The sequence below is a fragment of the Pseudomonas fluorescens genome (genome assembly GCF_001623525.1).
Taxonomy (GTDB): Bacteria; Pseudomonadota; Gammaproteobacteria; order Pseudomonadales; family Pseudomonadaceae; genus Aquipseudomonas; species Aquipseudomonas fluorescens_Q.
In genome coordinates, this window is the sequence record NZ_CP015225.1 from 2515185 (window position 1) to 2538339 (window position 23155).

The 23155-nt window shown below is 57.6% G+C and carries 17 protein-coding genes; 10 read left to right on the top strand and 7 right to left on the bottom strand.

What is annotated here, in order from left to right:
* Positions 1–164 precede the first annotated feature (164 nt).
* The 3 genes from glgB to TK06_RS10705 form a co-directional block, all read right to left on the bottom strand.
* The gene (gene glgB, locus TK06_RS10695; RefSeq protein ID WP_063322046.1) at positions 165–2399 is read right to left on the bottom strand and encodes a 1,4-alpha-glucan branching protein GlgB; all 2235 of its coding nucleotides are present in this window, start codon (positions 2397–2399) and stop codon (positions 165–167) included.
* A gap of 11 nt (positions 2400–2410) precedes the next feature.
* Positions 2411–5755, bottom strand: a complete 3345-nt coding sequence (gene treS / locus TK06_RS10700; RefSeq protein WP_063322047.1) for a maltose alpha-D-glucosyltransferase — start codon at positions 5753–5755, stop codon at positions 2411–2413.
* 224 nt (positions 5756–5979) lie between these two features.
* Positions 5980–7977: an alpha-1,4-glucan--maltose-1-phosphate maltosyltransferase gene (locus tag TK06_RS10705; RefSeq protein WP_063322048.1), complete on the bottom strand. Its 1998-nt coding sequence runs from the start codon at positions 7975–7977 to the stop codon at positions 5980–5982.
* A gap of 211 nt (positions 7978–8188) precedes the next feature.
* On the opposite strand from TK06_RS10705, the gene TK06_RS32735 reads away from it, so the two are divergent.
* The 5 genes from TK06_RS32735 to TK06_RS30815 all read left to right on the top strand — a co-directional run bounded on the left by TK06_RS32735 (position 8189) and on the right by TK06_RS30815 (position 13391).
* Positions 8189–8353 carry a hypothetical protein gene (locus TK06_RS32735; RefSeq protein WP_170842385.1) on the top strand — a complete coding sequence of 55 codons (165 nt, stop codon included), beginning with the start codon at positions 8189–8191 and terminating at the stop codon, positions 8351–8353.
* 691 nt (positions 8354–9044) lie between these two features.
* Positions 9045–9902 (top strand): McbB family protein, encoded by an 858-nt coding sequence (locus tag TK06_RS30800; RefSeq protein WP_086936633.1) that lies wholly within the window; start codon positions 9045–9047, stop codon positions 9900–9902.
* Entirely contained in the window at positions 9899–10693 is a 795-nt protein-coding gene (locus TK06_RS30805; protein ID WP_086936634.1) for a SagB/ThcOx family dehydrogenase, read from the top strand. The genes TK06_RS30800 and TK06_RS30805 overlap by 4 nt, the downstream gene beginning before the upstream one ends.
* Entirely contained in the window at positions 10690–11889 is a 1200-nt protein-coding gene (locus tag TK06_RS30810; protein WP_086936635.1) for a YcaO-like family protein, read from the top strand. The genes TK06_RS30805 and TK06_RS30810 overlap by 4 nt, the downstream gene beginning before the upstream one ends.
* 737 nt (positions 11890–12626) lie before the next feature.
* A complete protein-coding gene (locus TK06_RS30815) occupies positions 12627–13391 on the top strand; it encodes an AAA family ATPase (RefSeq protein ID WP_086936636.1) in 765 nt (254 codons plus the stop codon).
* On the opposite strand, the gene TK06_RS10725 is transcribed toward TK06_RS30815, so the two are convergent.
* Positions 13342–13839 (bottom strand): MgtC/SapB family protein, encoded by a 498-nt coding sequence (locus tag TK06_RS10725; RefSeq protein ID WP_063322052.1) that lies wholly within the window; start codon positions 13837–13839, stop codon positions 13342–13344. The genes TK06_RS30815 and TK06_RS10725 overlap by 50 nt on opposite strands.
* 137 nt (positions 13840–13976) lie before the next feature.
* Here TK06_RS10725 and TK06_RS10730 point away from each other — a divergent pair, with 137 nt between their 5' ends.
* The 3 genes from TK06_RS10730 (at position 13977) to mapR (ending at position 17510) form a co-directional block, all read left to right on the top strand.
* Positions 13977–14213 carry a DUF3203 family protein gene (locus TK06_RS10730; protein ID WP_063322053.1) on the top strand — a complete coding sequence of 79 codons (237 nt, stop codon included), beginning with the start codon at positions 13977–13979 and terminating at the stop codon, positions 14211–14213.
* 353 nt (positions 14214–14566) lie between these two features.
* Positions 14567–15979: a cytochrome c oxidase accessory protein CcoG gene (ccoG, locus tag TK06_RS10735; RefSeq protein WP_063322054.1), complete on the top strand. Its 1413-nt coding sequence runs from the start codon at positions 14567–14569 to the stop codon at positions 15977–15979.
* 121 nt (positions 15980–16100) lie between these two features.
* Positions 16101–17510 (top strand): GntR family transcriptional regulator MpaR, encoded by a 1410-nt coding sequence (mapR, locus tag TK06_RS10740; RefSeq protein WP_063322055.1) that lies wholly within the window; start codon positions 16101–16103, stop codon positions 17508–17510.
* A gap of 109 nt (positions 17511–17619) precedes the next feature.
* Here mapR and TK06_RS10745 read toward each other — a convergent pair whose 3' ends face one another.
* Together TK06_RS10745 and TK06_RS10750 are read right to left on the bottom strand one after the other, a co-directional pair.
* Entirely contained in the window at positions 17620–18366 is a 747-nt protein-coding gene (locus TK06_RS10745; protein ID WP_063322056.1) for an SDR family oxidoreductase, read from the bottom strand.
* A 79-nt stretch (positions 18367–18445) separates the two neighbouring features.
* Complete coding sequence (locus TK06_RS10750; protein WP_063322057.1) at positions 18446–19324, bottom strand: Dyp-type peroxidase; 879 nt, start codon at positions 19322–19324, stop codon at positions 18446–18448.
* A 228-nt stretch (positions 19325–19552) separates the two neighbouring features.
* On the opposite strand from TK06_RS10750, the gene ampC reads away from it, so the two are divergent.
* Positions 19553–20701: a class C beta-lactamase gene (gene ampC / locus TK06_RS10755; protein ID WP_063322058.1), complete on the top strand. Its 1149-nt coding sequence runs from the start codon at positions 19553–19555 to the stop codon at positions 20699–20701.
* Between the two features lie 310 nt (positions 20702–21011).
* A complete protein-coding gene (locus TK06_RS10760) occupies positions 21012–22280 on the top strand; it encodes an IS110 family transposase (RefSeq protein WP_063321205.1) in 1269 nt (422 codons plus the stop codon).
* A 121-nt stretch (positions 22281–22401) separates the two neighbouring features.
* On the opposite strand, the gene TK06_RS10765 is transcribed toward TK06_RS10760, so the two are convergent.
* Complete coding sequence (locus TK06_RS10765) at positions 22402–22950, bottom strand: DUF4174 domain-containing protein (RefSeq protein WP_063322059.1); 549 nt, start codon at positions 22948–22950, stop codon at positions 22402–22404.
* Between the last annotated feature and the right edge of the window lie 205 nt (positions 22951–23155).

A 23155-nucleotide genomic window follows, 5' to 3' on the forward strand; every position in this document is an offset into this window, starting at 1 on the left:
CCAATGGGGTGGTCTTGGATTTTATGACCACCGCAAACTCTTGTGGCGAGGGAGCTTGCTCCCGCTCGGTTGCGCAGCGACCGCCCGAAGGGGCCTGCTGCGCAGCCCAGCGGGAGCAAGCTCCCTCGCCACAGTCATCATTCGCCTTCAGGCTTTTGTAGAACCTAACCCTCCGGCCGCAGGATCAACACCGCCAACGGCGGCAGGTTGAGCTCCAGTGACAAGGCCTGGCCATGGCTGGGCACTTCTTCGGTGGAGGCACCACCGCCATTGCCATAGTTGGAACCGGCGTAGGTGTCGGCATCGCTGTTGAGCAATTCAACCCAGCGCCCGGCGAACGGTACGCCGACCCGATAGGCCTCGCGCGGCACTGGCGTGAAGTTGGCGACCACCAACACCGGCCGGCCCTCCTTGCTCCAACGTAGCCAGGCGTAGACGCTGTTGAGCGCATCGTCACCAATCAACCACTGGAAACCCTGGGGCGCATCATCCTGGTCATGCAGCGCCGGTTCTTCGCGATACAGACGGTTAAGATCGCTCACCAGTTTCTGCACGCCACGGTGCTCAGGGTATTGCAGCAGGTACCAGTCCAATTGCTGGTCGTGGTTCCACTCGCGCCATTGGCCGAACTCACAACCCATGAACAACAGCTTCTTGCCGGGATGGCCCCACATGAAGCTGAGGTAGGCCCTCAGGTTGGCGAATTTCTGCCAGCGGTCACCGGGCATCTTGTCGATCAGCGAGCGTTTGCCATGAACCACTTCGTCATGGGAAATCGGCAGGACGAAGCGCTCGGACCAGGCATACACCAGGCCGAAGCTCAGTTCGTTATGGTGATGGGCGCGGTACACCGGGTCTTGCTGGATGTAGTGCAACGAATCGTGCATCCAGCCCATGTTCCACTTGTAGGCGAAGCCCAGGCCGCCCTGCTGGGTGCTCTGGCTGACGCCCGGCCAAGCCGTGGATTCTTCGGCAATGACCAGCGCACCGGGGGTTTCCAAGGCCACCACATCGTTGAGGTGCCGCAAAAAATCGATGGCTTCCAGGTTTTCCCGTCCGCCATGGCGATTAGGCACCCACTCGCCGGCCTTGCGCGAATAATCGCGATACAACATCGAGGCCACGGCATCCACTCGCAGGCCATCGACGTGGAAATGCTTGAGCCAGTGCAGCGCCGACGCCAGCATGAAGCCGTGCACTTCAGTACGGCCCAGGTTGTAGATCAGCGTGTCCCAATCCTGGTGGAAGCCTTCCAGCGGGTTGCCGTATTCGTACAGCGCGGTGCCGTCGAACTGGGCCAGGCCGTGGGTGTCGGTGGGAAAATGCGCCGGCACCCAGTCGAGGATGACCCCGATACTGGCCTGGTGGCAGGCGTTGACGAATGCCGCGAAATCGTCCGGCGAACCAAAGCGTGCCGTTGGCGCGAATTGCGACAGCGGCTGATAGCCCCAGGAGCCGCCGAATGGGTGCTCCATGATCGGCATCAGCTCGATATGGGTGAAGCCCAGGTCCTTGACATACGGGATCAGCCGCTCGGCCATTTCATGCCAGTTGTATTGCCGGGCCACCTCCCCCGCCTCGTCGATTTCGCACTGCCAGGAGCCGGCGTGCAATTCGTAGATCGACAGCGGCGCACCCGGGAGCTGCCGCTCGCGACGGTGCTGCATCCACTCGTCGTCCTGCCACTCGATCTTCAGGGGTGAGGCGACTTTCGACGCCGTGTCGGGCGGCATCTGCGTGGCCAGGGCCACTGGGTCGGCCTTGAGCGGCAAGATGCCGTGGGCACCGAGGATCTCATACTTGTAACCCTCACCGGCACCCAGCCTCGGGATGAATATCTCCCATACGCCGGACGGATAACGGATGCGCATCGGATGCCGACGCCCGTCCCACACGTTGAAATCCCCGACCACCGAAACGCGCCGGGCATTCGGCGCCCAGACAGCGAACCGCACGCCGTCGATGCCATCGACGGTGGTCAGTTGCGCACCGAGGCAGGAACTGAGGTCGCGGTGATTGCCCTCGCCAAACAGGTAAAGGTCCATCTCTCCCAGCAACGGACCGAAGCTGTACGGGTCTTCGGCAACTTGCTCGCCTCCGGCCCAACGAGTGCGCAGCAAGTACGCCTGGGCACGGTCGAAATGGCCGACGAACAGCCCCGGGGTTGCGGTGGGTTGCAGTTCCCCCAGTTCTTCGCCGCCATCGCGGGCCAGCACATGCACGCTCAGGGCACCGGGCAGATACGCGCGAATGAATTGGCCGCCGGCGTCGTCGCCATGAGGTCCCAGGATGGAAAACGGGTCGTGGTGTTCGGCGCGCACCAGCGCGTCGATGTCATGGGGCGCCGGCAGCAACGACTCTTTGGCCTGCCCCTGTGGTTCTTTGTTCGAGACACTCATGATTCTCTCCACTAAATCGGTCCGGCTACGTCGGAAAAGGGTTGCAGCCCACTCAATAACCCGACCAGACCGTGCAACGGCACGGGCAGCCAGGTGGGGCGATTCTCGGCCTCATAGGCCACTTCATAGGCCGCCTTCTCCAGGCCGAACAACGCCAGTGCGGCGTCTTCGCCTTCAGCATCCTTCCACTCATGGGCAAGACTAGCTGCCGCCAGCCGATATGCCTCGACAAATGCCTGGCGAGCCTCTTTCAGATAACGATCAGCGACCCGTTGCCGCGCCGCATCGGCATCAGCCGTGCTGTCGACGGTGTGCAAGTGAATCGCCATGGCCGCGGCATAATCGAAGGAACGCAACACGCCACTGACGTCCTTATAAGGGCTGTGCTTGCCCCGTCGTTCATGCAATGGCCGCGCCGGCTCACCTTCAAAGTCGATCAGGTAGGCGTCGCCCTTGATCACCAGTACCTGCCCCAGGTGCAGGTCGCCATGGACGCGAATGCGCAAGCCTCCTTCAGCCTTGCCGGCCAGTGCTTGGACATGGGCCAGGACGGTTTTCTTGTGCTCCAGCAAACGTGCGACCATGGCCTGGTCCGCCGGGTTCAATTGGCCTTGGTTCTGCTTGAGCAGGCGCAAGGCGTTTTCCACTTGCGCAGCCACGTCCTTGCCAATGGCCTGGGCTTGCTTGGCGTTGGTGGCCTGCGGCGCGAAGTCCGGATCGTCAGTGGCTTGGGCCAATACCTGGTGCATTTCCCCCAGGCGCTGGCCGAGCATGCCGGCGAAATCCTTCAGTTCACCCAGGGCGTTGTAATGCTGCTCCTGCTCGGACACCGCGTCCGCCAGCTCATCGCGCAGGGCGCGTTCGAGGTTGTTCTGGGTCCATTCCCAGGCATCGCCCTGATTGCTCAAGTAGCCCTGGGCGATCATCAGCAGCGCATCTTCACCCTGGGCGTCGCGGCGAACCACCGAACCCAACAGCGGTGAAATGTTGCCGAAACCGGCAGCAGTCAGGTAGGCGCTCATTTCCAGTTCCGGGTGCACACCCGAGGCGACCTTGCGAATCAGCTTGAGCACGAGGCTGCTGCCCACCACCACCGAACTGTTGGACTGTTCGGCGGACAAGTAACGTACCTCTGGTTCGTCTCCCAGGTTCAGCGCGGCCAGGCCTTCGGTGGGCTCGAAGCGCAACTCACCTTCGGCGAACGGCAGCACGGTGGCGGCCTGCATGCTGTGCAGCACGGCTCGCACGAAGCTTTCCAGGCTGAATGCATCGGTGATCAGGCCCACCTGACGCACCCGACGTACCCGCGACAACGCCAGTTGCTGCGGCAACGCCGCACCGACCTGGTCTTCGGCGAGCAGGCCGAACGGCAGCTGATAACGCAGGGTCTGACCGCCACTGGTGACATCGATTTCGCTGAGCAGCACCGGGTGCTGCGGGTCACCAAAGCGCACGCCATAGACAATCTCGACCTTCTCGATCGCACTGTCCTTGCCGGCGAACCAGCGCCGGTTCTGCAGCCAGCTCGGCAGGATAGTTTGCTCCAGCGTGGTGCGCGATGGCGCTTCGAGCAATTCTTCCAGGCGCTTTTTCAGCACCAGGGTGGTGAAGTCCGGCAAGCTCTGGGCCGGTTCCACGTGCCAGCTCGGCATCTGGTTCTCTGTTGCCAGGGCGAACCAATAGAAGCCGTACGGCGCCAGGGTCAGCAGGAAGTTCAACTGGCCGATGGGTGGGAAGGCGTTGCCGCCGAGCATCTCCACCGGGACCATGCCGGCGTAGGTCGACAGATCCAGTTCAGCAGCCTGGGCGCTGCGAGACACGTTGGCCACGCAGAGGATGATTTCGTGCTTGCCGTCAGGCCCGGTGTATTCGCGGGTATAGGCCAGGATCCGGCGGTTGCTCGGCGAGAGCATCTTCAACGTGCCACGGCCGAAGGCCTTGGACTGCTTGCGCACCGCCAGCATCCGCCGCGTCCAGTTGAGCAGCGAGTGCGGATCGCCCGCCTGGGTCTCGACGTTGACCGACTGGTAGCCGTACTGCGGGTCCATGATCGGTGGCAGCACCAGGCTGGCCGGGTCGGCGCGGGAGAAACCGCCATTGCGGTCGATGGACCACTGCATCGGCGTACGCACGCCATCACGGTCGCCCAAGTAGATGTTGTCGCCCATGCCGATTTCATCGCCGTAGTACAGCGTCGGCGTGCCGGGCATCGACAGCAGCAGGCTGTTGAGCAACTCGACGCGACGACGATCGCGCTCCACCAACGGCGCCAGGCGCCGACGAATGCCCAGGTTGATACGCGCCCGACGGTCGGCGGCGTAGTAGTTCCACAGGTAGTCACGCTCCTTGTCGGTGACCATCTCCAGAGTCAACTCATCGTGGTTGCGCAGGAAAATCGCCCACTGGCAATTGGCGGGGATCTCCGGGGTCTGACGCAGGATATCGGTGATAGGGAAACGATCTTCCTGGGCCAATGCCATGTACATGCGTGGCATCAGCGGGAAGTGGAAAGCCATGTGGCATTCGTCACCGTTCATCCCCTGGGCGTCGACATCGCCGAAGTACAACTGGGTGTCTTCCGGCCACTGGTTGGCTTCGGCCAGCAACATGCGGTCGGGGTAGTTGGCGTCGATCTCGGCGCGGATCAACTTCAGGACGTCATGGGTCTCGGGCAGGTTTTCATTGTTGGTGCCGTCGCGCTCGATCAAGTACGGGATGGCGTCCAGGCGCAGGCCGTCGATGCCCATGTCCAGCCAGTAGCGCATCACCGACAACACGGCCTTGATGACCTGCGGGTTATCGAAGTTGAGGTCGGGCTGGTGGGAATAGAAGCGGTGCCAGAAATACTGGCCCGCCACCGGGTCCCAGGTCCAGTTGGACTTCTCGGTGTCGAGGAAAATGATTCGCGTGCCGTCGTATTTGTGGTCGTCATCGGACCAGACGTAAAAGTCCCGCGCCTTCGAACCCGGCTTGGCCTTGCGCGCACGCTGGAACCAGGGGTGCTGGTCCGAGGTGTGGTTGATGACCAGCTCGGTGATTACCCGCAGGTTGCGCTTATGGGCTTCGGCAATGAACCGCCGCGCATCGGCCATAGTGCCGTAGTCGGCGCTGACGCCACGGTATTCGGCAATGTCGTAGCCGTCATCGCGCCTGGGCGAAGGATAGAACGGCAGCAGCCAGATGGTGTTGACGCCCAGGTCGGCGATGTAATCGAGCTTTTCGATCAGGCCGGGAAAGTCACCGATCCCGTCGTTATTGGAGTCGAAATAGGATTTTACGTGGACCTGGTAAATCACCGCATCCTTGTACCAGAGCGGATCTTTGATGAAGGTGGCAGACCGGGGTTTCTTCGCCATTTGCAACTCCTGATGAATTCAATAAAGCCGCTGGAGCAGGCTTGTGAGGTCTATGTGGCAAGGGCGCTGTGCAGGAAGCTGTTGTGTGGCGAGGGAGCTTGCTCCCGCTTGAGTGCGCAGCACTCATCGCTTTTTTGGGGCCGCTGCGCGACCCAGCGGGAGCAAGCTCCCTCGCCACACAACAGCTCACTCGACACAACAGCGCTTTCTCGGCATCGCGCCTGTCACGCCACGCTGATCCGCCAGATTCCAAAGGGCTGGTAAGCCGGGTCAATGCGCATGAACTGGTACTTGCCATACCAGCTCCAGCGATGGCCATTCATCAGATCCTCGCCCTGGGTCTGGGCGTCGTCGGGCAGGCCCATCTCCCACAGCGGCAACTCAAAACTGGCTTCCTGCGGGTTGTGCGGATCAAGACTCACCGCCACCAGAATGAAGTTGCTGCCGTCGGCGGTGCGCTTGCCGAAGTACAGGATGTTGTCATTCCAGGCGTTGTAGACCTTCAGGCCCAAGTGCGTATGCAACGCAGGGTTCTGTCGACGGATACGATTGAGCTGGGCGATCTCGGCAATGATGTTGCCCGGCGCGGTGAAGTCTCGGGGGCGGATCTCGTATTTCTCCGAATCGAGGTATTCCTCCTTGCCCGGCACCGGTGCCGACTCACACAGCTCGAAGCCCGAATACATGCCCCACAGGCCTGAGCCCATGGTTGCCAGGGCCGCGCGGATCAAAAAACCGGCGCGCCCCGACTCATGGAGAAAGGCCGGGTTGATGTCTGGCGTGTTGACGAAAAAATTCGGCCGGTAGCATTCACGCCACGGCGATTCATTGAGCTCACTGAAGTAGGTCGCCAGCTCAGCCTTGGTGTTGCGCCAGGTGAAATAGGTGTAGCTCTGGGAATAACCGACCTTGCCCAGCCGCGCCATCATGGCCGGCGTGGTGAACGCTTCAGCCAGGAAGATCACTTCAGGGTATTGCGCCCGCACATCGGCGATCAGCCATTGCCAGAACGGCAGCGGCTTGGTGTGAGGGTTGTCGACGCGGAATATCTTCACGCCTTCCTTGACCCAGCCCACCACGATGTCCCGCAGCTCCGTCCACAGGCTGGGAATCGCATCGGCCGCGTAGAAATCGACGTTGACGATGTCCTGGTATTTCTTCGGCGGGTTTTCCGCATATTTGATCGTGCCGTCCGGCCGCCAGCTGAACCAGCCCGGGTGCTGCTTGAGCCAGGGGTGATCCTGGGAACACTGGATCGCGAAGTCCAGGGCGATCTCCAGGCCGTGGTCAGCGGCCGCCGCCACCAGGCGCCGGAAGTCCTCGCGGCTACCCAATTGCGGGTGAATAGCCTCGTGCCCACCCTCCTCGCTGCCAATGGCATACGGGCTGCCCGGGTCGTCGGGACCGGCGGTGAGGGAATTGTTCGGGCCTTTGCGGAAACTGCGACCGATGGGGTGGATCGGCGGGAAGTACAGCACGTCGAAGCCCATGTCCTGAATCACCGCCAGGCGCGAGTGCACGTCGTTGAAGGTGCCATGGCGCGCAGAATCGTCGGTGATCGAGCGGGGAAACAGCTCATACCAGCTGGCAAACTCAGACAGCTTGCGCTCCACATCCAGCGGATACTCGGCGCTGATGCTCAAGTACGGGCGATGATCGGCCCGGGACATCAGATCGGCACTGCGCGGTGCCAGGAACAGCGCCACCTGCTCGGTCGGCAACAGACCGGAGAGCTGGTGGTGCAGGGCCGCCAGTTGCTCGCTCAGCTCCCCTGTGCTGCGCTCGACGGCCATTTGCACTTGATTGCGTCCTTCCTGCAGCTCCAGGCTGATCGGCACCCCCGCACCGAATTTTTTCTCCAGTTCGTAGCGGAAACTGGCGAACTGATCGATCCAGGCCTCGATGCAGAAGACATAGCGACCTTGCTCCGGCACATTGAACTGCCCGCGCCAGCCGTTGTTGCCCAGGTCGCTCATGACCTCGCTGTTCCACACTTCGTCCTGCAGCGCACGCCAGCGAATGCGCACGGCCAGCTTGTCATGACCATCGGCGAAGACTTTGCTGGTCACTGTCACGTCCTGCCCAGCCACGGCCTTGGCGGCGAATTGTCCGCCGTCGATCACCGGCATGGTGTTTTCAATAGCGATACGCGGCAACAGCAAGGCTTGAGACAGCGGCAAATGCGGGTTGTAGGCCAGTTCAGTCGGGTGTTCGGCAGTCATCGAGCATCGCTCCTTTTACGCCCCATGGACGCGCTTGTGGCGGTAAAGGCCCAACGGGTCCCTGAAAAAACTCACTTAAACTCCGAACCGAATCAACGACTAAAAGTTCAGAGGGATTTGCCCCTGTGCATCCCGGGGATCAAAGCCGGTGCAAGGAGGTCAACAACAATAAGCACGACTCAAGCCATGTGCGTCACGGAGACCCGTCCAGATGAATATTCCCATCCCGGCCGAAACACCCGATCCGAACATCGATGATCCCACCTTGCCACCACCCGGCCCTGATCCCGAGCCTATTCCAGAGAAAGACCCGCCACTCGCCCCACAACCGCCGCTGGGTGACCCGCCGAGCGAGGCACCGCCGGAGCGGGTTTGATTCAAGCGTAGTTGTTCGAGAGGTGACGGGCGTCAGCGTTCTGCTCTAGAGCGGAATGACCGTTCGTCGCCTAGCGGAAAATAAAAAGCAGAAATAGACTGTGTCAAGAGTAGGAAACTTCCCACCTGAAGAATATTTAATCGTCATCTACGTCTAGGTATATGACCCGCGTAATTATTTGTCCTGCATAAGATTTTTTATCCCGTCGCCTACGCATTTCTTCCTTCCTCCACTAACGCCACCTATTAGCGAAAAAAAACGCATCAGAACTTTCTCTTTGGCGTGAAAGACGCTTCCTACGCCTCAAAAAAAACGTGATTGCCAACTTATCTAATCCTCGCTAAAAATTAAGTCGCCGGCAAAGCTGCACGGCAAACTTACTCAAGGAAAGAGGAATTTAAATATGAAGCCGAACAACAAACCCGAGAAATTAGGTGAAGTAATATTTTTATTCACAGACGACTTCGGTAACACACCATATACGCCGACTGTAGGAGGATCAGGTAGCGCAGGTGGTTGCGGGGGAAGCGGCGGATGCGGCGGTGGTGGTGGATGTAAAGGTGGCAGCGGAGGGAGTGGGGGCTGTGGGGGCAATTCAGCAACACAATCCGGCAACCACTAATAACAACCAATAATAACGCGGGCCTTTCGAATAATCTCAATTATCGAAAGGCCCGACCGAGAACTCGCCATGAAATTAAGCATATCCAACTACGAATTACTAAATTTCGAGAATGCCAACGCCATCGTCTCGGAAAAAGGAATCGCACGCATTGACTCCCCAGCGATGCTGAAGCTGCTTAAAGAGCTAAAATCAGTTGAGTGCATTACCAAAAGCGATCTTAACGAACTATTCGCAAACAACAATCTCGAACCAACAAATGCATATAACTTCCTGACCTCCGCCATACATATCAACACAGCAAAAGACATCAACTACTTCAAGAGCACATTGATCGCGCACGACTGGAAAAAAACATCAAACTTAGAAGAAATTCTATCTCGCGAAATCGAACACCTGAGCACTTGCAGCCTGGAGGATCTGGATCTCTATACGCCCCACAAAGAAGAACGCTACATCATTATATTATGTTCAAAGTATAACTATACGGAGATAAAAAACCTTTATTTCTCTAGCGCAAGAAAATGGCCAAAATCGGCAATAAGTGTTTGTTATGGCAGCTCCGACCTTTTTCACATCAGTCAACCATATATTCCGGAAATAGGTAATCCATGTCATTTCTGCACCATCGATAAATTGATCAGCAACGAAACCCACTCACCTTCAGTCAATACCTGGTCAAAGCTGCTTAATTTTTGCAAAGGCAAAAATATCAATTTACCCAACACAAAACCAACCCTCCTCCAAGAATCATTAATACTAGGAGCGATCGCAAGGGTAAGCCGACTCGTTTCGGGGACAACGACCTCCCAGAAATATCAAGATAATATTTTTCAAACAACAACGATAAACCTTAGCAATGGCCATATCAGTCAAGCCTCAGCAACGCATTGGTATTTGTGCGACTGCCTGGGTGCTAAAAAATGAAGCATATACCTCACGATTATTACCTTCGTTTTCTAGACCCTTTTGTTCACGATGACGTGCTGTCCTTTCATACAAAAGGCAACTATACAATCCATCCAGCCACCCAACAATCAACCAATCTCCATTTCCTCACAGAACAACAACTGGAAACTTTAACTGGAAATGAGTTAAAGCTTTACCCGGACATCAGCATTGAAATTCAAATGAACCCGCACCCTGATATTGACCCAGCGCTAATAAGAAATGAGTCAGAAACTCTATTTAATGAGACCGAGATTGATTTCAGCACCATTGAAAAACTCGTCACGCCGTTAACGAGACTAAAAGCCAATGAAAGCAAACGGGGCTACCCAAGCGGTGGAGCATTATACCCTGTCGAGATTTTTATCTGCTCGCTTGCGCGAGACGATAAAACATGGCCCTGCAAAGAAAAAGTCCTACACCTCTTGCCAAAATCAAAGACATATGAAGTCGTTTTAGGCACAGAGAACGTAGACGAACTCCGAACGGCCATTCTGCCAGAGAGTAGCGACATTGGTTATCCGAGCCTAGCGCTGATATATACTGCCTATCTACCAAAAGCTTTATTCAAGTATCGATATCGCGGCTACCGCCTGGCAACTATGGAGGTGGGATCAATTTACATGCTAATAGAACTTAGCGCCAAATCCCTGAACTTACGTTGTCGTCCTTGGTCGGCATACACCGACACGATGGTTTGCAAGGCACTCAAACTTAATCCTGCACTCTTTGTTCCAATGTGCGTGCACTATATAGGGAGGCAGGGATGAATATTTACAGCAGAGAAAATCAGCTTATTGATGCGCGATTCACATATCAGCCAGCTAATCTGTTGACTTTCCCATCTACGGTGGAGATCACCGACCCTTGGGAAAATGGTGGTTCGGGTGTAGGCAATGGCTCACACGCGCTCAGATCTGCTGTAGGGGAATTTTTTGAGCGGCAGCATTTCTATGTAGACGTAGTACCAGACCTGAGAAGCGGTTTGAGCTATTCGTTGAGCGAAGCCGAAGTATCAAAATTTACCCAAGCATTTTCTCAAACAAAAAAGCAGCATATCGCTCAATCAGCGCTGAGTGCACATCAATACAACTTGAGCCAAGTTTTCCGTCTATCAGATCTATCCTCCTGTCACATTCCCACCGCGTGCATCACCTTAAGCAGCGTGCGAACCGAGACAGAGAATGTCATTTATCCTCTTCGTGACACATGTGGGTGTGCCTTTGGTTGGCACCCTGAACATGCCATTCTAGGCTCATTAAAAGAATCCCTTGAAAGGCAGTTCTTACTAAAGTTCTGGTTAACTGGTATTTGCGTCAAGGTAATCGACGCACCGACGACAGGGGCTGCGTTGGCAGGGACCGGGGCTGAGACGCTACATACAGCCCTAGCCAGGAGTGGCCAATTATCCTTTATTGACATATCCGAATCTGGATATCCAGGCACTTGCATCTTGGCAGTATACGGACAACAGAACCAAAAGCACAACATCCATTATTGCGCAGGAATGGCTTACGCCCCCACCTTGGAACTCGCGATGGAAAAATCGCTATTGGAACTATGGCAGACTTACCGATTCATTGATCTTTTCCAATCGACAGAACAAAAAATAGAGAACATCCATGACTCATATTTAAGATATTTCCTCCATTGCAATCGCTTTGAAATTTATGAAGATATTATATCAGTCCAAACCCAAGAACTAGCGCCATCACACCTTACTACGAGGCCTTTTTCTTTAACCTCACTTCTAAATAGCATTGCCAGACACAACGCGCTCGGCTACATATACCTCAAGGCGATTCCGATAGAGGATGGCCTGGGGTATTGCAGCAAGTTTGTATCACCTGACTTTTTTATGCACATGAATAACTCACAACACATCAACTTAAAGAACCTGTACTCCGAGCCTTTCTTCCAAGAGATATTACCAGCACGCGCAGAACAAATGGTTCCATTCCCATAGGACGAAGCAATGAAACGACATATAATCTACCGCTCGATAAAATTAACTATTTTATTTCTAAAAGAACAATTCAAGGAGCCCACCGCAATATTATGGACAATAATATCGCCCAGTTTATTCTACTACTTATTGCGGTATACCAGCGACCACCAAAGCAAGCTGAATTCTGACTACGTGGAGGACAGTGCATGGTTCTATGCTTACATTGCATCGAGCGTTGGGTTATTCGGGTTTTCACTATACATCATAGGCCGACGAGAGAGCGGATTCGTCCGTTCCTTCATCTATTCCATGGACTCAAAAATAGTTTTTTTGACAGCTCAACTTTTGTCCTACTCATTAATCGCAATTATTTACTGTTGCACCTTCTATGTCCTCACCAAGGTTCTCTCTGGCGAATTCTACGGACTCGAACTACTGAACATCGCGACGCGATTCTATGCTTGCTTCCTGATCTTTTGTTCCATTGGACTCTTGCTGACATTACTCCCCCTGACCTTCCAAAACTCAAGCACATTGTTCTCCATCATTCTATTTACAATGATCGCCCTGGGATTCGCCAACCCTATCATTGACGATATTGGTTATCTGAACCCCTTACAGACAGCAAAAAATATCATGCGCACCGGCCCCCTGGAAAACATCGAGGCACTGGCTATCTCAATTACAACCCTGTTAGCCACGCTTTTGTGCTCGATGAAATACCTTCGGATAAACCCTATATGGAGTCGCTATTAATGAGTGCATTGACTATCGACCAACTCAACATCAGCTTTCCAGACAAAGCACTATTTCGGCAAGCCTCACTGCGTATCGAACCAAACTCAATTACAGGAATACTGGGTCCAAATGGGTCTGGAAAAACAACGTTCTTCGACATTTTGTGCAACATAAGGAAAGCCAAGGGTCAGAATCTCAACAACAGCTTTAGCACCCAGTTGTATTTATCTCAAATCATCACCACACCACCGGTGCTGCGTATGCATGAGATATTCCAGATGGCTACGATATTGAGTTCAGATAAAAAAACCACTCAACAATGCGCATTAAGCAAAATAGCCAAATGGTGCCCGGAACTCATTGAACGCTATAAAGAAATTTGGAAAAAAAAATCTGCTGTCTGTAGTTATGGTGAGAAACGTTGGTTTTTCACCCTTTCGCTTCTCGCGCTGGAGCCCGATTTGTTGATCTTGGACGAACCCACCGCAGGTGTCGACCCGGAGTTTCGCCATTACACGTGGCAATGCCTCAAGCAAGCCGCTAACGAGGGAGCCGCCATCGTTGTGTCGTCTCATAACATTGAGGAAGTTGCAGCGAACTGCGATCCTTTTTATATGATCATCGATTGTCAGTTTAGAAAATTCCGTTCGGCACACGAATTCACATCGGTATTTAGCGCTGGCTCGCTGGACGAGGCATTTATAAAGGCAGCCTCTGCGTCGCCGTTGCCATTCAATTGGGATCTTTCTCCAACGCCCGGACAATCACCGGCATCACACTGAAAATAGCCAGCGCCAATATCGTACTCAACACAGCTGTCGCTTCTCGCCCCAACCCGGCGGCGACACCAATGGCGGCGGTCATCCACAGGCCGGCGGCGGTGGTCAGGCCTTTGACATGACCTTCGTCGCCGTCGGTGTTTTTCAGGATGGTGCCCGCGCCGAGAAAACCAATGCCCGCGACGACGCCCTGGATCACCCGGCTCATGGCGTCGGCCTGGGAGCCAGACATCTGCGGCACCAAGACGAACAACGCCGCTCCCAGGGCCACGAGCATGTGGGTTCGCACGCCGGCAGCCTTGCCCTTGTGTTCGCGCTCGAAACCCAGGATGCCGCCCAGCAGCGCGGCCATGAGCAAGCGCACCGTGACCCGGGTCATCTGTTGGGCATCGGTGATGTCGGCGAATTCCGCCTGCAGGGTTATCCAGACTTCATGCCACCAGGCGTCCATGGACCGTCCTCTTTCTCATTGGATAAACGATGGACCGCAAGCGAAGCCAGAGGTGCGCCCGACCGCTGATCAGCCACGACGAACCCTGGCCAGCGGGCGGGACCTAATACTCAGGACATTCAGGAAGGAGCGACGTCATGCTTGAGCGAATCGACAAAGACAATACCTGCCACATCAAAACCGCCAACGGAACGAAGCTGCGCCCCGCCAGAGAGCTGGTCATCATCACTGACCCGGACAAGGCCATGTCAGCCGTTGAAGTCAATGGTGACCTGGTCCATCTCACCGAAGCCGAAGTGGATGCCCTGACCGTGGCCGGCGCGACCGATAAGCGCAAGCACCTGAAGGCTACCGACAGCGGCTCGGTGATCTGAATCCCGATCCACAGGCAACAGATGCGATTTGTGGCGAGGGGATTTATCCCCGCTGGGTTGCGAAGCGACCCTAAAGACCCTCGACCGGGTCTGTCCGGTATACCGGGTGCACTGACCTGGGGGCGCCTTGCGCCCCAACGGGGATAAATCCCTCGCCACAGTAAATTCCCGTGCCACAGTAAATCCCTCTCGCCACCGTAATATGTTCGGCACTTCCTGGGTGCATCAAAGTGTCGCAGGGCCTGGGCTTCGCGGCATCTGATCCGGTTTTTATCGAAACACCTGAGTCTGTTATGCAAACAGTTCCATGGTCATAGTGCGCCGGCCAGATAGAGGCTGATGAGCGACCGACCATGAGCGATAGAATCCCCGTCCAGTTGATACAGACCTTCGAACCCGCGCCGTCGAAAATCAAGGCCAGGACCACCGATAACCTGATCCACACCCGCAGCTTCACCGGCTTGTTCCGCACCTTGCGCATCAGCGGTGCGGGGGTTCTGTTCCTGCTGTTCTTCGGCACGGTGTGGTTGGACTGGGGCGGCCGCCAAGCGGTGCTCTGGGACCTTTCCGAAAGCAAATTCCACATCTTTGGCGCGACCTTCTGGCCCCAGGATTTCATCCTGCTGTCGGCCTTGCTGATCATTGCCGCCTTCGGCCTGTTTGCGATCACCGTGTTTGCCGGTCGCGTGTGGTGCGGCTACACCTGCCCGCAGAGTTCCTGGACCTGGATCTTCATGTGGTGCGAGAAAATCACCGAAGGCGAACGCAACCAGCGGATCAAACTGCAGGCCGCGCCCTGGGGCCTGAACAAACTCTTGCGCCGCAGCGCCAAGCACACGCTGTGGCTGGCCATCAGCCTGCTCACCGGCCTGACGTTCGTGGGGTACTTCACGCCGATCCGCCCCCTGGCCGAAGAACTGCTGACCCTGCAAATGGCCGGCGTGAGCCTGTTCTGGGTGCTCTTCTTTACCGCAGCCACCTACCTCAACGCCGGCTGGCTGCGTGAGGCGGTGTGCATGCATATGTGCCCCTATGCACGCTTTCAGAGCGTGATGTTCGACAAGGACACGCTGACTATTTCCTACGACGCGGCCCGTGGTGAAATCCGCGGCCCACGCAAACGCGAGGCAAACCCGGCCAATATTGGCCTGGGCGACTGCATCGACTGCCAGATGTGCGTGCAGGTCTGCCCCACCGGCATCGACATCCGCGACGGCCTGCAGATGGAATGCATCGGCTGCGCGGCCTGCATCGATGCCTGCGATTCGATCATGGACAAGATGGGCTACGCCCGTGGCCTGATCAAATACACCTCCGAACATCAGTTGCAGGGCGGCAAGACTCACCTGCTGCGACCTCGGCTGATCGGCTATACCACCGTGCTGCTGGTGATGACCGGCGCGCTGGTCGTGGCGCTGATGCAACGCCCCATGGTGTCGCTGGATGTCAGCAAGGACCGTGGCCTGTTCCGCGAAAACAGCGCAGGCCAGATCGAGAACATCTACAGCCTGAAAATCATCAACAAGACCCAACAGCGCCAGGACTATCAGCTGTCCCTGGTGGACGGCGACGGCTTCATCCTGCAAGGCAAGACCCAACTGAGCCTGGCCCCGGGGGAAATCGTCGATGTGCCGGTGTCGGTGGCGATGCTCAGCGAACGGCCCGGTAAAGGCTCCCAGGCAATGACGTTCAAGGTCGTCGACAGTGACGAACCGGACATCTACAGCATCGCCAAGAGCCGTTTTGTCGCACCGATGAATCGTTGAAGCTTTAAGATGCCGGGCACCTGTGGGAGCGAGCTGGCTCGCGATAGCGGTGGGTCATATGCCACCGTCATCGCGAGCAAGCTCACTCCCACAGTTAAGTTCACAAATTCACTGGACCCCCATGAAACGCTACGAGAAATTTGCCGACGACATCGCTGAACTGATCCGCTCGGGCATGCTGGGGCCAGGTCAGCGCGTGCCGTCGGTACGCTACGCCAGCCAGACCTACGGTGTCAGCCCGTCCACCGTATTCCAGGCCTATTACCTGCTGGAACGACGCGGCATGATCCGGGCCCGGCCGCGCTCCGGCTACTTCGTCAATACCCACGCGCCGAGCCCGTTTTCGGAGCCCGCGATCAGCAGCCAGGTGCACGAGTCCACCGAAGTCGACGTCAGTGAGCTGGTATTTTCGGTCCTTGACTCGATCAAGGACCCGGCCACCATACCGTTCGGCTCGGCATTCCCCAGCCCGACACTGTTCCCACTGCAACGGCTGTCCCGTTCACTGTCCAGCGCAACACGGGACATGGACCCGCGAATGGTGGTCACGGACATGTCGCCAGGCAACCCGCAACTGCGCCGACAGATCGCCCTGCGCTACATGGTCGGCGGGTTGATGCTGCCCATGGAGGAACTGCTGGTCACCAACGGCGCCCTGGAAGCGTTGAACCTGTGCCTGCAAGCCGTGACCGAGCCCGGCGACCTGGTGGCGATCGAAGCGCCAGCGTTCTACGCCAGCCTGCAAGTGTTGGAGCGTCTGAAGCTCAAGGCCGTGGAAATTCCCGTCCACCCGCGCGACGGCATCGACCTGGACGTGCTGGCGCAGACTCTGGAACGCCATCCGATCAAGGCCTGCTGGTGCATGACCAGCTTCCAGAACCCCATGGGCGCGACCATGCCCGAGGAGCGCAAACAGGCGCTGGTCGAGTTGCTGAGCCGTCATCAGGTGCCGCTGATCGAGGACGACGTGTACGCCGAACTCTATTACGGCCAGCAGGCCCCCAAGCCCGCCAAGGCGTTCGACACCGAAGGCTTGGTGATGCATTGCGGCTCGTTCGCCAAGAGCCTGGCGCCGGGTTATCGCATCGGCTGGGTAGCCGCTGGGCGCTACGCGCAGAAGATCGAACGGCTCAAGCTCATGACCTCGTTGTGCGCCTCGATGCCGGCCCAGGCCGCCATCGCCGACTACTTGCAGCACGGCGGCTACGACCGTCACCTGCGCAAACTGCGCTATGCCCTGGAGGAACAGCAAAGCGCGATGCTCGCCGCCATCGCCCGCTACTTCCCCGCCCAGACCCGGGTCAGCCAACCGGCGGGGGGTTACTTCCTGTGGCTGGAGCTGCCGGAGCAGATGGACTCGCTGAAATTGTTCCAGATGGCCCTGGCCCAAGGCATCAGCATCGCGCCGGGACCGATCTTTTCACCGACCCGGCGTTTCAGGAATTGCATTCGCTTGAACTATGGCAGTCCGTGGACCGAGGCCTCGGAAAAAGCCATGGAGACGTTGGGGCGGATTATTCGATCGTTTTGAATTTGGGTTGTCTGTCAGACCGCCATCGCGAACGAGCTCACCCACAGGAGACCGTGCCCAATGTGGGAGCGAGCTTGCTCGCGATGGGGCCAGAATAGCTCCCCAGGACTCAGCGCCCACCCCCCAGATCCACAAACGTCCCGGTCGCATACGAAGCCTTGTCCGACAGCAGCCAGATAATCGCTTCGGCCACTTCATCCGGACGCCCGCCCCGAGCCATGGGGATCGCTGATTCCAGCTTGCTGACCCGGTCCGGGTCGCCACTCAGGGCATGGAAATCGGTGTAGATGTAGCCGGGACGCACCGCGTTGACGCGAATGCCTTCGCCGGCCACTTCCTTGGACAAGCCGATGGTGAAGGTGTCCAGCGCGCCCTTGGAGGCCGCGTAATCGACGTATTCCCCCGGCGCGCCCAAGCGCGCGGCCACCGACGAGACGTTGACGATGCTGCCACCCTGCCCGCCGTGCCTGGGCGACATGCGCAGCACCGCGTGCTTGGCGCAAAGAATCGGCCCCAGTACGTTGGTCTTCATGATCTTGAGAATGCGGAATTCGGACATTTCATCGAGCCGGGATTTCTGCGCGACCGTGCCGGCGTTGTTCACCAGGGCGGTGACACGGCCAAGCTCGGCGTCCACCCGGTCGAACAGGCCGATCACTTCGTCTTCGATGCTCACGTCGGCCCGCACGGCAATCGCCTGCGCGCCCTTGGCCCGGACCTGTTCGAGCACATCCTGCGCGGCACTTTCGTCGGACTGGTAATTGATGCAGATCCGATAACCCAGCTCGGCAGCCAACAGCGCCGTGGCCGCCCCGATTCCGCGGCCGCCACCGGTGATGACGATGACTTTATCCACGTTTGCTTCCCCCATTCCACGGATAGACGTGCGCTGCCAAGAATAGCGTTCGCGTCACACTTTGCACAAACCGCTGCGCTTACCGGGCCAGGACGCGCAGATCCAGACGTCCGTCCAACAGCGGCGGGCACCAGTAATAGCCGCCGGTGATTGGCCGGCTCATGCGATACAGGCCATCGGTGATACCGTCTTCCAGGCCACTCATGCGGCGCAGTTGTGCCTCGAAAGCATCGAGGGAGAAACCGAACGCCAGGAACATCAGCCCCGCACGGTCGCCTTCGATCCACGGCATGGAGCGACGGACCACGAACGCCTCCGGGGCGAAGCTTTCCTGGGCGGTGCGCTTGACGTGGGCCGATTCCGGCGCGTCGTCGAGTTCTTCGTTGTCGCTCAGGCGACGACCCATGATGTTGTCGCGCTCATGGGGTTGCATCGCCGCGAAACCATCCAGATCGTGCTGCCATTGCTGGATCGCGGCGAAACTGCCACCGCGCACCCCATCGGCGCCCTGGGCCAGGGCGGCAGCGATGGCAGCCTCGTCGTGAGGGTTTTCGGTGCCATCTTCGTAGCCGGTCAGGTCATGGCCGGTCATATGGCGGAAGGTTTCATTCATCTGTACCAGGCGCAGCGCCGGGGCCAGCGCCGCCTCGATGGCGCGACTGCGGTGCATCAGCTCGCCACGGTCTTCGCCGTGCAGCCAGCACCACAACGCGTGTTGGGTCGAGGGGTTGTCCACACCCACGCCGGCCAGCGCCGGAAAAGCCCGCAGGCCCTCGACCTGGGCGCCCAACGCCTGGACCAGCGATTCACCAAAGCCGATCACGGCACGGTTATCGAGCAACAACCGGAGTTTGTCTAGCGCAGCCGGCAATGCCTCGACCGATTCCAGGGCAAAAAACAAATGACGGGCCTGAGGCGGAACAGGGGTGGCGAGAATGCCGGGCTGGTAGTAACTCATGTGAACTCCTTTAGAAAGAGCCGCGAGTTTACCCGGCGGCTGCCGCTTTGTGTGGTTTGGCTTGAGGTCCGGTCGCGTCGGGTAACCCGACCGTTTTGTGGGAAGGTTCCCGCAGCCCCGTCAGACGACTCAGAAAACGCGCCTCGGCCCGATAACCTCGGATTGCCGGGCCGCCAAAAACGCCCTAGATTGAGCCCCCTCCAGGAAGGTCAACGAGAACGCTGCACCATGCCAATTGCCAGATCGATACTCGCCGGGATTTTTTTCCTGGTCTGCGGAACGCCCGTAAGCTTTGCCCAGGAACGCATTGAAGACACGGTCAATGCCGTCATCCAGCCCTTGATGAAACAACAGGACATCGCGGGCATGGCGGTAGCGATCACGCACAACGGCCAACGGCAGTTTTTCAATTTTGGCGTCGCCGCCAAGGATACGAAAAAGCCGGTCACCGAGCAGACCCTTTTCGAAATCGGCTCGGTCAGCAAGACCTTCACCGCGACACTGGGCGCCTATGCCCAGGCCCAGGGCAAACTGTCCCTGTCGGACCCGGCCAGTCGCTTCGCCCCCGAGCTGCGTGGCAGTACCTTCGACGGCATCAGCCTGCTCAACCTCGCCACCTATACCGCCGGTGGCCTGCCGTTGCAGTTCCCCACCGAGGCGGACCATCCGGACCGGATGTTCAGTTACTACACGACCTGGAAGCCGCTCTACCCGGCCGGCACCCAGCGGCTCTATTCAAACCCGAGCATCGGCCTGTTCGGCTATCTGGCAGCACGCAGCATGGGGCGGCCATTTGACGAGGTGATGGAGCGCACACTGATGCCAGGGCTGGGCCTCAAGCACAGCTATGTGCGGGTGCCGCAGGATCAGATGGGCCGATACGCCCAGGGCTACGCAAAAGACGGCAAGCCCGTCCGGGTCGGGCCTGGCGCGCTGGATGCCGAGGCATATGGGGTGAAAACCAGTTCATCGGACCTGATTCGCTTCGTCGAGGCCAACCTGCAGCCGGAAAAACTCGACGCCGATCTGCACAAAGCCATCGCCACCACCCATACCGGGTTCTATTCGGTTGGCGGGATGACCCAAGGGCTGGGCTGGGAGTTCTACCCTTACCCGCTCGGCCTGGACACGTTACTGGCCGGCAATGCACCGCAGATGGCCATGACGCCGAACAAGGTAGAACCGCTCGATCCGCCCCGCCCTGCACCGGACAATGCCTGGATCAACAAGACCGGCTCGACCAACGGGTTTGGTGCCTACGCGGCTTTCGTGCCCGGTAAAAACATGGGCATCGTGCTGTTGGCGAACAAGAATTATCCGATTGAGGAGCGGGTGAAGGCGGCGCACCGGATCCTGACGGCGCTGGAAGCGCAGTAGAAGGTTGAGTAAGTCACTGTGGCGAGGGAGCTTGCTCCCGCTGGGCTGCGATATAGGTAGTCCGTTCCTTGCTCCCCCATACTGATACTCGCTGAAGTCCGGTTGTCGCGAGGAAGGAACATGCACCTGCGAGCTACGAATAGGGCTGCAACGCATTTCGATGATTACTGCTTCACCTTCGAGCCCAGCAGGTGCGCTTGCGCCCTCTAACGAACACTCAGGGAAAGCCGGGCACGGCTCTCTATATCGCCTTCGCTGGACGCAAGCATGCATGTTCCTGCATGTACTTTAGCGTCTGTGGAGGTGTGCAATGCAAACGCTCTTGTCTCAGAAATTCACTGCTTATATCGGAATTGATTGGGCCGATACCAAACATGACGTCTGCTTGCAGGTTGCTGGGCAAGCCCAGCGGTGCTTCTCGGTCATCCGACACAACCCCGAAGCTATTGATCAATGGGCTCATGCGCTGTATCAGCGTTATGGCGGTCCTATCGCCATTGCCGTGGAGTTAGACAAAGGACCGTTGATAGCGGCCCTGCAAAAATATGATTTTTTTTGTTTGTTCCCAATCAACCCCGCCACCTTAGCCAAGCAGCGTAAGGCCTTTGTTCCCAGCGGTGCGAAGGACGATCCGAGCGATGCCCAGTGGGCACTTGAGCTATTGCTCAAGCATCCCGACAGATTTCCCCTGCAGGAGAAACAAAGTCCTGCCATACGCTCTCTGGCTAGCTTGACTGAACATCGGAGAACCTTGGTTGATGAGCGGGTAAGAACCAGTAATCGGTTGGTTTGCATGCTCAAGCAGTACTATCCGTTGGCGCTGGAGTTGTTCCACGACCATGACACACAGGTGTTTTGTGATTTCCTGGAGCGCTGGTCGACGTTGGAAACACTTAAACGTGCTCGGCCTACAAGCGTTTTGAAGTTTCTTAACGCGCACAATGTTCGCCATGCAGAACTCAATCAGCAGCGCCTGGCCTTGATCCTCAAGGCCACGCCGCTGACAGAGGATCCGGGGATTGTTACCCCTTCAGCGCTGTATGTGCGGACCCTGGCATCGCAACTGAGTGGGATGCTGGTGGCGATCAAGCAGTTTGATGCGGCGATCGAAGAAACGGCCAATACCCTGGCCGATTACAGCCTCTTCAAATCCTTGCCTGGAGCCGGGCAACAGCTTGCACCACGGCTAATGGTAGCTTTTGGTGAGCAACGTGATCGCTTCAAGGATGCTGGTGCTATGCAGCGATATGCCGGGATCGCTCCGGTTACCGAGCGCAGTGGCAAGAAGAAAATCGTTCGCTGGCGCTATCAATGTTCAACCTTTTTGCGCCAGACATTTGTCGAGTGGGCTGCCCACAGCATCAATCAATCGGTATGGGCAGGGGCGTACTATCGCCAGCAGAAGGCCAAAGGCTGCTCTCATCAAGCAGCCCTGAGGGCACTGGCTTTTAAATGGATCAGGATCGTTTATCGGTGCTGGAATGCTGGATCCCAGTATGACGAGAGCGTCTATTTACAAGCCTTGGCCCGCCACGACTCGCCTTTGATAAGAGCACCGGAGGCAACGAAAGCATGTTGACGGAAGAGCTCAGGGCGTGAAGCAGCCCTATGCTTTTTAGATGGTTCGTCGACCGATAAGCTGGGGGGCTGGGGGGCCGCTTCGCGACCCAGCGGGAGCAAGCTCCCTCGCCACGGGACTATCAATCGTCCAACGGCTTCACCGCAGCCGGCGGCTTGACTGCCTTGCCAGCCTTGGCGCCTTTCGCATCCTTGGCCGGTGCAGGCTCTGGCGCGGGTGGTGGGGCTGGAGGTGTCGCTTCTTTTTCCGCGGCGGGGAGTTTATCGACGGTGTCGAAGAGGTCTTTCAATTCGATCGCCCCGGAATGCTCAAGCTTCTTTTCCCCGTCCTTGCCCACCAGGATGATCTTGGTCTGAGCCCCGGCGCCCAGCTTGAGGGAGCGGATCAGCGCCATGGTGCTTTGCGGGTCCAGGTCCTTGCCATCGCGCTGCCCAATGGTATTGAGCACGGTGTAGAGCACCATGTTGCGCTCGGAAAAACCCTGCTTGCCTGCTGGTTCATCCAAGGCCTTTTTCAGGCTGACCCAGGCCGGGTCGACCGTACTCGGCGCGATAACGATCAGGGGGCGTGCCCTGCCTGCATCCGCCACCAGGGGTGAGTCGCCATCGGCAGCGAACAGGGGGCCGGCGATGGCCAGCAAGGTAGCGAAGGTCAACGACCGAATGAGCATGCGCCTCTCCTTTTGATATTTACGCTGTACTGATTGCACAGGGCGGCGATTGTTCCGCGAGAGTCGCTCAATACTGCGCCTGCCTGACTTGAAGCTTAGGCCAGGGGGGTCATTGCGCAACCATGGTAGCCAACGCGTGCGGGAGGAAGGTGTGAGCGCTAAAAATACAGTCACCACAAACGAGTGTGGGAGCGGGCTTGCTCGC